The following is a 14,015-nucleotide window of genomic DNA, read 5'->3' on the forward strand; positions in this document are numbered from 1 at the left end:
GTTTCAGAAAGCTTCTTTGAATCGATATATTTCATCCGCAGATTATGCATGAATATTTAAAATTCTTCGGTACAAATAATCAGCAAGAGACTGTTCGTTTTTTGATTTATGAAAGAGGCTTACTATATAAGCTTTTTTTTAATTATTTTAAAACTCAAAGGCACTCGTTAAACTTTACATAAACCTTATATTGGAGATAAATTATTGTAAAATAAATTCAAAATATTGTGCCCATTTCCTAATTTTTTATGAGCATATCGAATTATGAAATTTTAAGGCTTTAAGTCACTTCTTCTGTGAAATTAAGGGTCTAATCATAACTATATAAAATTAAGTATATTTTACGTCAAGTTTATAATCCATTTATCAACCGCTCTACCGCGATGAAGCGGCGAAAAAATTTTGTTTTCGCGGAATCATTATTTTTCTCCTGTATGCCCTGTCATGTACGGGGATTTATCAAGTGATTCCATAACGCAGTTTTGTAGATTCCTCTGTATATTTGGGTAGTGTTTATCACTCTGATCGCATGGGATTTTTCTTTTTTTCCGCATTAACCCCTTATTTTAATGTTTATACTTGTCTAGGCTCGATGTGCGCTGTTGCGATTATATTTATCATCTTTACTATGATTTGTAATGATCACAATGATGCGCTATTACATGCAGCCATGAAGTATGCCGTGGTCATCATCTATGCCTTTGTTGGTATGCGTTTTTATATTGCCATGGTTACGGGTTGGTAGAACATGACCACTGACTGTCGTCCATTATAAGGAGCTTTAGAATAGCTATGGCATTATGCCCTACGCCATCAACAGCCTTTAAGCATCATGGTGATCGATATCGAATTTTTGAAAATTAAACTGATCATTTAGGTCATCAGGCGGTTGACATCTGCCTGACCCAAATTGCAGAGGTTTTGGCTCAAATCACCAATCGAAATAGTGAGTTAGCTGCACACAATGGCAGCGAATAGTTTTTACTCCTCTTTAGGGTGTTAACTGAAGCTGAAAATTGAACCTTTGGCAGCCGATTTATTATGCAGAACTTAATCACTCGAACTTCCACATCCAGCCAGCCATATGTCTGAATTTGTGAAGATTAGCATCGGTACGGAAACGATCATTCCATCTAAATCTTATAAAATTCAGAAATTTATATAGGCTGCCGATCGTGCACTTTACCTTGCATAAGGTAGCGATCGCAACCAATATCGATTAGCTCAGGCTGAAGCATAGCCTAGTATTTGAGTCAGTCTAAGCTTTTTGAATTTATACTGAGATATTTTAGTGTTTTAAAGAATACTCAAGTCTGCTTTTTTTACATGCAGACAAACCTTTTCTGGCATTTTCCTACCACTTTTTTTGCTAGAATCAGCAACACGATTTGTTAACGTACACCTGTGGTTTTGAATGAAGAGACAATATAAATATAAGGACTTTTTCTAAATCCAATTTTCATCAAAACAGTGTTATTCGTTTAGCAGCGCACAAATTTTTATTTTAAGGTATTTCGTTTCATGCAAGCTGATAATTCCAAAGTTGACCTTTCAACCCTGACCCCGATGATGCAACAGTACATGTCAGTCAAAATGCAAAATCCGCATTCACTGATGTTTTATCGGATGGGTGATTTTTACGAGCTCTTTTTTGAAGATGCGCATAAGGCAGCAAAACTTTTAGGAATTACATTAACACATCGTGGTAAAGCCAATGGTGAACCTATTCCTATGGCTGGTGTCCCATACCATGCTGCTGAAGGCTATTTAGCCCGCCTTGTAAAAAAAGGGGAAACGGTGGTGATCTGCGAGCAAATTGGTGAAGTGACAGGCAAAGGGCCGGTTGAGCGCGGAATTGTCCGTATCATTACCCCGGGGACATTAACGGACGATGCACTGATTGCCTCCCATCAAAGTTCAAATTTAGTCGCGATCTGCTTACAACAAAATCAAATCGGGATTGCTTTACTAGACCTCAGTGCAGGTATTTTCAAAGTTCAGCAAATGGACTATCAACTGGAACAATTGGCAATCGAACTTTCTCGTTTAATGCCGAGCGAAATTTTGATTGATGAAGATCTTATTGATCCGAATATTGTCGAGCAAATTAAACGTCAATTAGACTGCCCTGTTACCAAACGTCCAAACGTCGACTTCAATTTAAATAACGCACAAAAAACGCTGTGTGACCAATTTGCAGTTGCCACACTTTCAGGTTTTGGTATTGACCATTTACCTTTGGCGAAAGCTGCCGCAGCGGCTTTGATTCACTATGCAAAAGTGACTCAAAAAACTGCTTTACCACATATCCGCAGCATTCAACTCGAACAAAGTAGTGATTTTGTGGCGCTCGACCCCGTCACTCGTCGTAACTTAGAACTGATTGATCCCCTATTTGAACATGGCACTTCCCTGCTCCAACTTATCAATGATTGCCAAACTGCGATGGGTGGCCGTCTATTAAGTCGTACCTTAATGCAGCCTTTACGAGATACCGCTTTATTGGATGCACGTTTAGATGCATCACAAGCGATGCTGCAAGGCTATCATGAGTCTCCGATCCGCTTAGTTCTCAAAGAAATTGGTGATATTGAACGTGTGCTATCTCGTGTAGCTCTCGGCAGTGCTCGTCCACGAGACCTAGTTCAGTTACGTCAAACTTGTGCACAAATTCCCTATCTTCGACATGCACTTGAACCGATCATTCAGTCACACCAATCTAAGCTGATCGCTCAGTTAAATGATGAAATGGGTGATTTTCACGGCTTACATGAGCGTCTCATGTCTGCCATCGTAGAAAACCCGCCAGTGCTTTTACGTGATGGAAATGTGATTGCCGAGGGTTTCGACACTGAACTTGATGAACTACGTAAAATTCGTGACCATGCGGGACAATTCCTCATTGATCTTGAAATTAAAGAGCGTGAACAAACCGGAATTTCAACCTTAAAAATTGGTTATAACCGAGTTAGTGGTTATTATATTGAACTAACTCGCGCACAAGCTGAACAAGCACCTGATCATTATATTCGCCGCCAAACCCTTAAAAATGCTGAACGCTACATTACCCCTGAGCTTAAATCCTTTGAAGATAAGGTGCTTTCAAGTGAGTCACGTGCATTAGCGCGCGAAAAAATGCTTTTTGAACTATTACTCGATGAATTACGTGCAGATATTGGCAACTTACAAATGATGAGCGCCGCTATAGCGCAAATTGATTTATTGGCCAATTTTGCCCATCAAGCGCGATTACGCAATTGGTCACGTCCTGAATATAGCCCTGAAGTTGGTATCAAAATCAAAGCCGGACGTCACCCTGTTGTGGAATCTCTGAGCAAATCAGCATTTACTCCAAATGATACTAGTTTGGACTTTAATCACCGTATGGCGATTATCACAGGGCCAAATATGGGCGGTAAATCGACCTTTATGCGCCAAACTGCCTTAATCAGCTTATTAGCCTACTGTGGTAGCTTTGTCCCTGCCCAATCTGCCGTATTAGGGCCGATCGATCGGATATTTACCCGTATAGGATCTGCCGACGACTTGTCTACAGGCAAATCAACCTTCATGGTGGAAATGACTGAAACCTCACAGATTCTACATCATGCGACCAATCAATCACTGGTACTGATGGATGAAGTTGGGCGTGGTACGAGTACCTATGACGGCTTATCTTTGGCGTGGGCATGTGTGCTCGATCTCACGCGTCGTATTAAATGTTTATGCCTATTTGCAACGCATTATTTTGAGCTCACTGAATTAGGTAAAGACGCTAATATCGATAACTATCATGTAACTGCTCGTGAGCTTAATGGCAACCTGATCTTACTGCATAAAGTTCAACAAGGCCCTGCGAGTCAAAGTCATGGTCTACAAGTAGCAAAGCTTGCGGGGATTCCTGCAGCTGTGATCAAAGAAGCGCAAAATCGCCTTCGTATATTAGAAACTCAGCAAAAACAGCAACTCAATACGGCTGTACAAACCGATCTATTCTCGGCACTCGCAGAGCCTGAAGTCATCGAACGCGTAGTTGAAGTTGAAAAAACATCGCCCGTACTTGATGCCTTAGCAGATATTGATATCGATAACTTAAGTCCACGTGAAGCATTACAACAGCTTTACGCTTTAAAGGATTTACTTAAGATCTAATTAAGCAGAAACGATAGATGAGATATGCAAAGAACACCTATGAAGGTATTCTTTGCATTGACACCATTGAAACGCGTAAATTAGTGAATGTTTGCTATTTACTACTGCGGCTATTCAGCAATAAATTGATAAAAAATTAATGTTGATAAATGTTTCATGCATAAAATGCACATTAAAAATATTGTTCCATAAACAGATGTAATTTAATCAATTTTTGAGTATGATTCTCATTCATTGTGAAATTTACATAAATTGTTCAGTTTTTAGTGATTTTAACAGCACTGCATATAATAATTATCAATAAAAGGAATTGTTAGTTACCCTATTTTTTGCCTAAAATACACCATTAGTTTATTAGAACCATATTTTTTAGGTAGCTGTCGCCATGACCTTTGTTGTCACTGAAAACTGTATTAAATGTAAATATCAAGACTGCGTAGAAGTTTGCCCTGTTGACTGTTTCTATGAAGGTCCAAACTTCCTTGTTATTAATCCAGATGAATGTATCGACTGTGCGCTATGTGAACCTGAGTGTCCAGCTAACGCGATTTTCTCTGAAGATGAGTTACCTGAAGGTCAAGAAGTATTTATCGAACTTAATACTGAACTTTCTCAAAAATGGCCGAACATCACTCAAATTGGTGATCAACCTGCCGACCGTGAAGAATGGAACGGTAAAGCTGATAAATTACAATATCTTGAAAAGTAATTTTACGCTTTCATGAAAAGATCAGCACATGCTGATCTTTTTTTATACTTAAAGCACACATTTCATTGCAAATTATTCAAATTTTCTCAATCAAATTGGATTAAAATAGAACGAGTTTATAAATAATTGATTTCTATAATGAAGCATTTACTCAAGGGATTATTGTCCGTTGCAATATTCCCTCTTGTTTTCATTGGTTGTACAACTACACCACAAAAACAAGGTCACACTATTACAACTCCCGACGGTAAACGTATTTACATACCTCAAGAAAAAGTGACGACCATCAGACAAGCCCCGCCTAAAGTGGTGCCTTATGCATACAACTCATGGGTCGCGTCTATTGATAATTTACGTCGCGTTCGAGACTATGAAGTCTTTTTAGAGAAAAATGGTGTAGGCAATATCATCCCTTCATTTGAGCTGATGCGTACTGCACGTGATTGGCAAAAATGTGGTCGGTCAGAATATATGGTGCCTAACCGTGAATTATGGCAAAACCAAATTGCGACCTTACGTGTCTTTAAATATTTAGTTGCTGCCAATATTTTAACGGACTTTGAAGTAACTTCGGTTTATCGTGATTTGCCTTTGAACCAATGTGCTGGTGGTGCAAGCTCATCTCGTCACCTATATAACTCGGCGATTGATTTCCGTATTGGACCTGCGTACCCGCAGCCCGAAGACTACAGTTATATTGAAAATACCAAGTTCCGTTTATGCCAATTTTGGTCACAACACGGGCAGAGTCTCAATATGGGATTAGGTTTATATGCCAGCGGACAAATTCATATTGATACTCAAGGCTACCGTACTTGGGGACCTGATCACTCAAGTCGTTCTTCAATGTGTAATTACTAAAACATTACATCGTCATATCAAGACCTCTTCGGAGGTCTTTTTTGTACATAAAATATTCAAATACAGAACAATAAATTGCGATGTTAGTGGAAAGGTTTAAAATGCTTGCATCAATCACGAGGTGCGACAACATGCAACAAATGTGGACAGACATTGATGCTTACATCGATTCACATTTAATTCCTGAAGATCCAATATTGACCCAAACACTTCAACATACGGATGAACGTGGCTTTCCTGATCATCTTGCTGTAGCGGCCAATCAAGGCATGCTGCTTCAAATGTTAATCCAAATGAACAAGTGTAAACGCGTTTTAGAACTTGGAACTTTTGCAGCCTATAGCACCATGTGGTTAGCACGCGCATTACCTGATGATGGTTACATTCTGACCATTGAAGGTCGTGATACACACGCGGCCCTCGGTCAAGAAAATATTGATAATGCAAAGCTTACACAAACGATTGAACTGAAATGTGGTCGTGCGGCAGATATTTTACGTGCCCTTCCTGAAGATACCGAACCTTTTGACTTTATTTTTGTCGATGCAGACAAACAGAGCTACCCTGAATATTTAGAATTAAGCTTAAATTTATCTCATTCAGGTACAGTGATTGTTTTAGACAATGTAATTCGTGCAGGCGAGATTCTGAACGCTGAAAACCATAAACCCAGCATTGAAGGTATCCGTGATATGTTCAAAGCCATGCAAAATCATCCGAAAATTTTATCTTGCACAGCACTTCAAACTGTTGGTTGCAAAGGTCATGACGGTTTTGCAATTGCAATCGTTAAATAATCTCAATCGAGGTGTTTTTTAAACACCTCGAATAAAGGTATAAAAAACAATCAATATAATATTTTATTTCAAAAACAATTACTTACAAATACTACACACAGAGTTATCCACATTTTTTGAGGATAACTCTGATTATTTTTAAATCAACAACTTATTATTTATTTACTCGTAATTGTCCGTCTATTAAATCAACTCTGTTCGTTTGCTCAACTTATTTTACAACCAACAATGGAACACTCGAATTTCTGAAAATACTGGTGGTGATACTACCCAAGAAGAACTGATGGATTTTACTGTGGCTAAACGCACCCAGTACGATTAACTGAATGCCATGCTCTTGTTGATAGTCCAGAATATTTTCCGAAACATCGCCATAGCGGTATTCCGTCACCACATCTAGACCGGCATTGGTTAAATAATTTTTTGGATCATCCAAGATTTGTGGGTGATCTCCAACATAAACCAAATGACATTGTAAGAGTTTGAGTAGATCACTTTGTGCCACACGCTTCATTAACTCAACGCATTTAGGCGAATATTCATAGGCAAAAATAAAGCGAGTCGGTGGTTTAAACGTTGGTCCTACGGTCATAACTGTACAACTTGCACCACGAATAAAGTTTTCAACATTACTACCCAGCGGCTTATTACGCTCTGCTGAACGTTCACCAACGCGACCAATTAAAACAATATCGTCATCTTGCAAAATATTAAAACTTTGCTCTAAGAAGTCACCCTTTTCCTGAATATGGGTGGTTTGAATCCCATGCTTATCTTGGATCATTTCAGAAATGTGTTTGAGCAAGTTATTACTATAATCTAACGCTAAATCACTTTGTTTTTGTTCTAACTCCGCGAGTTCTTTTAAGAGCATGGCATTACTTTCAAATCCAATCACGCCACTGATTTCACCTAAGTGATAACTTGCCGGATAGTAATCAAGTATTTGCAGTAAAACCAACTCACGGTGAGTTTGTTTAGCAACCCAAGCAGCAGCATCAGCTAGTGCATTAATGCATGGAGAAGAGTCGATACAGGCGATAACTCGTTTCATGATTAGCCCTCGTTTTATTATTGCTTGGCTATAAAATGTTGTTTGTTATTTTTAACTTATCACAACTCTGTTTCACTGTGCATGCATTTGTGTAAGCATAAAAAATATTTATGAAGTATTTGGCGATTACTTATTCACGATATCGAATGAATTTTGCAGGATTTCCCGCAATGATTGCACGCGCTTCAACATTTTTCGTCACCATACTGTTCATGCCGACTACAGCCTGCTCAGCAATGTGAATACCATCCTTGATTCCAACATGCGCACCTAACCAAACATCATGCTCTATCTCAATCCCTTGTGAACGTACAGCTTGTTGATAGATCGGTTGATTGACATCCATTCCATGATCGAAAGCATATAGATGGCAATATGCCGCCATACGAACTTGATCATGAATTTTGATGCCCACTCGCCCACCATCTAAAATACAGTGATGATTAATCGCCACTTCATTGCCTATTTCTATTGGGCCATGCAAAGTGCAATCCGCCGCAATAAAGCTGTTATCTCCAATAACAATCTTACGTCCCGGTTCGGCAAAAATATGAGCCAATGGCGATATAAAACAGTTTTCACCAATTTCAACGGTTTCCATCGATTTGAGATAGTCTTGATATTCCTGTTGCCAAGCTTCGGCCCAACCACGATTTTTCGGTTTGAGTGACCAATACAACCAAGGCATATAATTTAGACGATGCTTATGTTGCTCTCGATATTTCAATAATGGATCTATTTCATTCATCTTCAGCAGCCTCTACGATATACAGTTGTTCACGTCCGCGAGTTACATCTTGAATCTTTAACTGTAGCGGTTGGATTTGATGAATTTGCAATGCTGCAAGTACATTTACGCCCTGCGCTGTATAGTCTTCCTGAAATTCAATTTGCTGCTGATTGAGTTCATATTGGAAAATTGCCCATTCATTAAACTGACAACTAAATTGCACTTTTTTCTTCTCAATAAGTTCAATTTTTTCAGCTTGTAAAAGGCATTGACCTGCACAGCCACCATAGGCACGTACCAATCCCCCTGTCCCGAGCTTAATTCCGCCATACCAACGATTAACCAAGACCAACACGTTGGTTAGGTCATTCCCTTCTATGGTTGCTAGAATGGGCCGACCTGCTGTGCCTGAAGGCTCACCATCATCATTAAAACGTACGGTATGTCCAATTTTCCATGCCCAACACTGATGTGTTGTTGAGATATCTTTATGGGCTTCGAGAAATTCTTTAACGGCTTGTTCATTTTCCACAGGAACTGCGATGGCTTGAAAACGACTTTTTTTAATGTCTTCTTCATATTCAAACTGTGCGGCGAGTGTAAATGGCATAACGTCTTTAGATCCTGTATCAAAGGATATTATAGCGTTTTTTGAAAGACTTACATCCACAAAAAAGCCCCCAATGCTGGAGGCTTGATTGGCACTGCGCTATTAACGTTCGCGAAGTGCTTCTTTTGCTTTATTGAATGGCTTGATTAAGTACTCAAGTACAGTTTTCGAGCCGGTACGGATATCAACTGTCGCCACCATACCCGGAGTGATACTAAAACTTTTACCTTCTTTATTGCTTAATTTATCACTATCTGTACGGATATAAACACGATAATAGAACTGATCTTGTTTCACTTCATCACGTAAAGTATCTGGTGAAATGACGGTCACTTTACCTTTTAGACCACCATAGATCGAATAGTCATATGCCGTAATTTTCACTAAGGCTTCTTGACCCGGACGAATAAAAGCAATATCTCGCGGTGAAATACGTGCTTCTACCAAAAGCTGTTCATCCAAAGGTACAATGGTCATCAATTTACCATTTTGCGGAATCACACCGCCCAATGTCATCACATCAATCTCTTTGACCACACCACGAACTGGAGATTTAAAAACGGTACGGCTGAGTGTATCTGATTTGCCTTTCACCACTTGTTGCTGTGATTCAATATCAGTATTGGCTTTCGACAATTCTTCCCGTGATTTTACCAAATATTGGTTACGGACATCATTTAACTGATTTTGTAAGTCATTCGCTGAACGCTTTAAACGAAGTACTTCAACTTCACTTGCTGCACCCTTAGCAACTAAAGGTTCAGTCATGGCCAATTCTTGTTGAACCAATACCAAAGCTTGTTTTAAGCCGGCAACAGATTCTTCCAAGTTTGCACGACGTGAATGATATAAAGCGGTTTCTTCCTTCACTAAAGCTGGAATCTTTTGAACATCTTCAGGAAAGGTTAATGGTGTACCATTCACTTCTGCACGTAAACGTGCTGCTGTCGCACGTGATGCCACAAGTAAAGATTCGGTTTCACCAACATTTGATGCGAAGCGTGTTGGATCGAGTTGCGCAAGGACTTGACCTTGTTCAACAATTTGACCTTCCTTCACATTCAACTTGGTTAAAATACCTCCCTCAAGCGACTGAACAATTTGTTCTTTCGAAGATGGAATCACTTTACCTGTCCCTGTAGAGACTTCTTCTAATTTAAACAACCAAGCCCAAACTAAAAGAATGGCCAGACCAATCGTAATAATCCAAATGATTAAACTCGATTTCGGTAATGGTGGCTCTTTAAAGCTGACTTTGGTCGAGCGTTGTATTTCTTGTTTATTTTCACTCATGATTTAAGCCCCAGCTACTTTTTTCTGAGCATTCTGATTCAGAATTTGATCACGTGGCCCATCCATGACAATTTTACCTTCATTCACCACAATAATGCGGTCAACCAACTCAAGTACCGCACGACGGTGTGTTGCCACGACCATAGTTCGGTTTTGTAAATAACCTTTTAAATGATCGATCAGCTGCTTCTCTGAAACGTCATCAATGGCTGCTGTAGGTTCATCAAGCAATAAAATATTGGGTTGACGAATCAATAAGCGTGCAAGCAACAAAGCTTGGCGTTGACCGCCAGAGAAGCCTACACCACCTTCTAAAATGATATGGTCTAACCCTTCTTTTTTCTCTTGAACAAAGTGAATTGCACCCGTAATTTTCAGTACTTCAATCAATTGTTCATCCGTAGCCAACGGAGCACCCAAGGTCAAGTTTTCACGAATCGTACCGTAGAATAACTGTGCATTTTGGTTCAATAGCCCCATATCACGACGCACATCTGCGGGGTCGATTAAAGACAGTTCAATCCCATCTAATTTAACTTTGCCTTGTACTGGCGTTTGCATACCCGATAACAATTGGAGTAGCGTCGACTTACCAGCACCGTTACGGCCCAAAATTGCGATCTTTTCTCCAGCCTTAATTTCCAGTTTTGGAATTAAAAGACTTGGACGTGGATCATCTTCACCATACTTAAATGACACACCATTGAGTTCATAATGACCATTAATTGATGGTCGATGAATAAGGTGAGAATAATCCGGTTGATCGACAGGTTTCTTCATGAGTTCATCAAGACCTGCTTTCGCCACTTTAGCCTGTTGTAAACGACCTAATACCCCAGCCAGTGCAGAAATTGGTGCCAACATTCGTGAGGACAAAATCGAACAAGCCACCAAAGCACCTGTGGTCATTTCACCTTTCATCACAGCAAAACAGCCGACGAGTACAACGATTGCAAATGTTAGACCCTGAATTTTTTGTGTCCATGCCGACATTAAGCCCACGATTTTACGTTGACGCATGCTGACATCAGCAGACACTTCATTCATGTGGTTCCATTGGTTTTGGAAGCGTGATTCAGCACGAAGTAATTTGATATCTTCCATGCCTTGCACAGATTCAACCAATAATGCATTACGAATCGAAGACTCGCGCATACCCATTTGTGCAAGTTTAGCCAATGGTTTTTGCGCCAAAATCCCTGGAATAATCATCAAAGGAACCACCAACAGCATGACCCAAAATAGATTGCCGCCAATTAACCAGAAGATGAACAAAAACAAGAAGAAAAACGGTAAATCGGCAATTGCGGTAACAGTCGTCGAAGTGACCATTTCGCGTACCCCTTCTAATTCACGAATTTGTGAAATAAAAGTACCTGTTGATTTTGAACGTTCGCTATTTTTAATCCTTAATGCATGACCAAATACACGATCGGAAATTTTCAAATCGGCACGTTTACCAATAATATCCGATAAATAAATTCGTGAAACACGTAGTGCAAACTCAAATATCGCTGCAATTAACACCCCACCGGCAAGTACCCATAAAGTCGGTACAGATTGAGATGGAATGACGCGGTCGTACACGTTCATTGAGAACAAAATAGTGGCTAGGGCCAAAATATTCGCCATTAATGAAGCAAACATAATGTCGATGTAGCGTTTCCAGTCTTTTAAAACAATCGACCAGAACCAATTTTTTTCAAACGGCTTGATGTATTCATCAACACGTGCATCGGGTACAGATGACTCTGGACGCAGAATATAAATATTGCGAACACCATGGCTCAATCGCTCAATAGAGAAGACTTGAGATAGGCCTTCATCACCGCTTAGTTGAACACTGGCATTGCCGTCTACGTCGATGCGTTCTACCACACCCACTTCACCACTGATGAACTCGACCAATACAGGTAAGCGCCATGGATTAAGTAGATTTATGTCGTATTTGTTTTTACGAACACTTAATCCAATTTGGCGTGCCATCACTGCGACCAGTTCATCGGCATTTTTGTGTTGATCCCAATCCAACTGCAACCGTATACGTTCTTCAGAGGGTTCAATTCGATAATGCTTTGCAATATTCATAACCGCTTGTAGCCACGGTTGATAATTTATTGTATTACTCATGGCTGAACTTCAAACCCCTGAATAGATATATTATTAAGTTCATAAATATTTCGTGAACGTCCTGTCACTTGGATGTACTGCGCAAGTGCTGAGTAGATATCATATTGTGATGTCACAATTTCTTGTGCGGCACTATGTATGGCTTGCTCTGCATTCAGTAGATCGACAACCGTTCGAGTTCCTAATTTATATTGTTCTTGATACAGTTCTTTAGTTCTTACAGTTGTTTCACGACGCTGCACCAATATCGACATTTGACGCTTTTTATTTTCGATTTGTTCTCGAATCATTCGGACTTGATCAATCACATCCAAATAGACTGTATTTACTTGTGCTTTTGCTGCTTCTTCTGCATAGCTAGCGGCACGTGTTTGCGCTGCAATTGCCCCACCTTGGTAAAAATTACTGGTGGCTTCCAACATGATTGAATTATATAAACCATCATCTTCATCATTATTTGGATTACGGCCATTCACCGCCTGACTCAGACTGCCTTTGACATTGAGGGTTGGATAAGCACTTAATTTTGACTGTTGCTTTTGCAATTTGGCAATTTCAACCCCAGCCTGTGCTTTCATCATGCTCGGAATCATCTTGAAGTCCGGATCCTCATATAAAGCCGCTGCTGTTAAGATGCGATCGGGTATCACCCAATTGATCTGACTTACATCAAAACCTAACAAGGTACGAAGTCGCTGTTGGTACTGTCGAAGTTGAGTTTCTTGCACAATTAAATTTGATTCCGCAGCTTCTAAATTTGACTTGGCTTGAATAGGGTCTGCTTGACTACTGATCCCTGCAGTTGCACGTAAATTAGCAATCTCAGCAATCCGACTCACACCGGCAATTTGCTGCTGCGCAATTTTAGCCACTTCTTGATATCGTTTAATGTTGATAATTGCATTTGCAACATCAAAAGAAACTTCATCTAAATTTACAAGTACATTAGCCTGCTCTTGTAACATTTTTGCTTCTTCGATACCAACAGCACTTTTGGTTTTACCAAAGTCATATAACATCTGCGTCGCATTTAAAGATACCAACTGACGTCCACGCTCGCCTTTAGTCAGATCTGCAGTGCTCAATCCACCTGAAATTTGGGGATAATATGCAGCATTCGCTAGGTCAATATTAGCGTTTTGCGATGCAACTGTAGCAATACTTTGCGTAATTTCTGGACGTCTTTGGACGGCGATATGTATCGCATCAATAAAACTTAGATTCTTCGCTACTGTGTTTGGATTATAGCTGCCTTGTTGCGTTCGACCATAAGCAACGGCAGGCATTTCTTGTACACGTGAGGTATCTAAATTATATTTACTGAGTTCTGTGATGTTAATTTTTTCGGCAGAAGGTTTAGGCTTATTAGATAAAAAAATCTTATCTAATGTCTTTTGAATGGTACTTTGTGCAGTGCCGGTATCTGCTGCATACACTGAACCAATGGAAAAGGGTAATAATAATATACAAAAGAAATTGCACTTATTTTTACGCGGACGCCCAACTTCTGGACCATTCATCTTTCGTAATCGCATGATTTTTGCAGGTCGTATTTTTAGTTTAAAGTATACTGAATTCTTGTTAATTTTTTAGATTAATCGCTCAGTTTTTGTCATTTCAGACAATAACATAAACCCGCTGAAGGAAACTAGCGCCATTCAACGGGAAATTTCTTATAT

The 14,015-nt window shown here is 39.7% G+C and carries 10 protein-coding genes; 4 read left to right on the forward strand and 6 right to left on the reverse strand.

All coding sequences use genetic code 11. The features are described from left to right. The first annotated feature begins 1,521 nt into the window (after nt 1-1,521). The 4 genes from mutS (at nt 1,522) to FTU62_RS10640 (ending at nt 6,519) form a co-directional block, all read left to right on the forward strand. Entirely contained in the window at nt 1,522-4,152 is a 2,631-nt protein-coding gene (gene mutS / locus FTU62_RS10625) for a DNA mismatch repair protein MutS (protein WP_180102634.1), read from the forward strand. Nucleotides 4,153-4,537: 385 nt separating this feature from the next. Beyond that, nucleotides 4,538-4,861 carry a ferredoxin FdxA gene (gene fdxA / locus FTU62_RS10630; protein WP_004651686.1) on the forward strand — a complete coding sequence of 108 codons (324 nt, stop codon included), beginning with the start codon at nt 4,538-4,540 and terminating at the stop codon, nt 4,859-4,861. Between the two features lie 138 nt (nt 4,862-4,999). Next, nucleotides 5,000-5,722: a D-Ala-D-Ala carboxypeptidase family metallohydrolase gene (locus FTU62_RS10635; protein WP_180102635.1), complete on the forward strand. Its 723-nt coding sequence runs from the start codon at nt 5,000-5,002 to the stop codon at nt 5,720-5,722. A 131-nt stretch (nt 5,723-5,853) separates the two neighbouring features. After that, nucleotides 5,854-6,519 carry an O-methyltransferase gene (locus tag FTU62_RS10640; protein WP_180034771.1) on the forward strand — a complete coding sequence of 222 codons (666 nt, stop codon included), beginning with the start codon at nt 5,854-5,856 and terminating at the stop codon, nt 6,517-6,519. Between the two features lie 211 nt (nt 6,520-6,730). On the opposite strand, the gene FTU62_RS10645 is transcribed toward FTU62_RS10640, so the two are convergent. The 6 genes from FTU62_RS10645 to FTU62_RS10670 all read right to left on the reverse strand — a co-directional run bounded on the left by FTU62_RS10645 (nt 6,731) and on the right by FTU62_RS10670 (nt 13,856). Further along, the gene (locus FTU62_RS10645) at nt 6,731-7,573 is read right to left on the reverse strand and encodes a universal stress protein (protein WP_078193559.1); all 843 of its coding nucleotides are present in this window, start codon (nt 7,571-7,573) and stop codon (nt 6,731-6,733) included. Nucleotides 7,574-7,703: 130 nt separating this feature from the next. After that, entirely contained in the window at nt 7,704-8,321 is a 618-nt protein-coding gene (locus FTU62_RS10650; RefSeq protein WP_180102636.1) for a DapH/DapD/GlmU-related protein, read from the reverse strand. Beyond that, entirely contained in the window at nt 8,314-8,913 is a 600-nt protein-coding gene (locus FTU62_RS10655; protein ID WP_180102637.1) for a YigZ family protein, read from the reverse strand. The genes FTU62_RS10650 and FTU62_RS10655 overlap by 8 nt, the downstream gene beginning before the upstream one ends. Nucleotides 8,914-9,015: 102 nt before the next feature. Continuing rightward, nucleotides 9,016-10,206 (reverse strand): HlyD family type I secretion periplasmic adaptor subunit, encoded by a 1,191-nt coding sequence (locus FTU62_RS10660; protein ID WP_078193562.1) that lies wholly within the window; start codon nt 10,204-10,206, stop codon nt 9,016-9,018. Between the two features lie 3 nt (nt 10,207-10,209). After that, a complete protein-coding gene (locus FTU62_RS10665) occupies nt 10,210-12,336 on the reverse strand; it encodes a type I secretion system permease/ATPase (protein WP_180023828.1) in 2,127 nt (708 codons plus the stop codon). Then, on the reverse strand, nt 12,333-13,856 hold the full coding sequence (locus tag FTU62_RS10670) for a TolC family protein (RefSeq protein WP_180102690.1): 1,524 nt from the start codon (nt 13,854-13,856) through the stop codon (nt 12,333-12,335). The genes FTU62_RS10665 and FTU62_RS10670 overlap by 4 nt, the downstream gene beginning before the upstream one ends. Nucleotides 13,857-14,015: the final 159 nt, after the last annotated feature.

Origin of the sequence: Acinetobacter sp. YH12126, assembly GCF_013418745.1 — a bacterium.
In the GTDB taxonomy this organism is placed as follows: domain Bacteria; phylum Pseudomonadota; class Gammaproteobacteria; order Pseudomonadales; family Moraxellaceae; genus Acinetobacter; species Acinetobacter amyesii.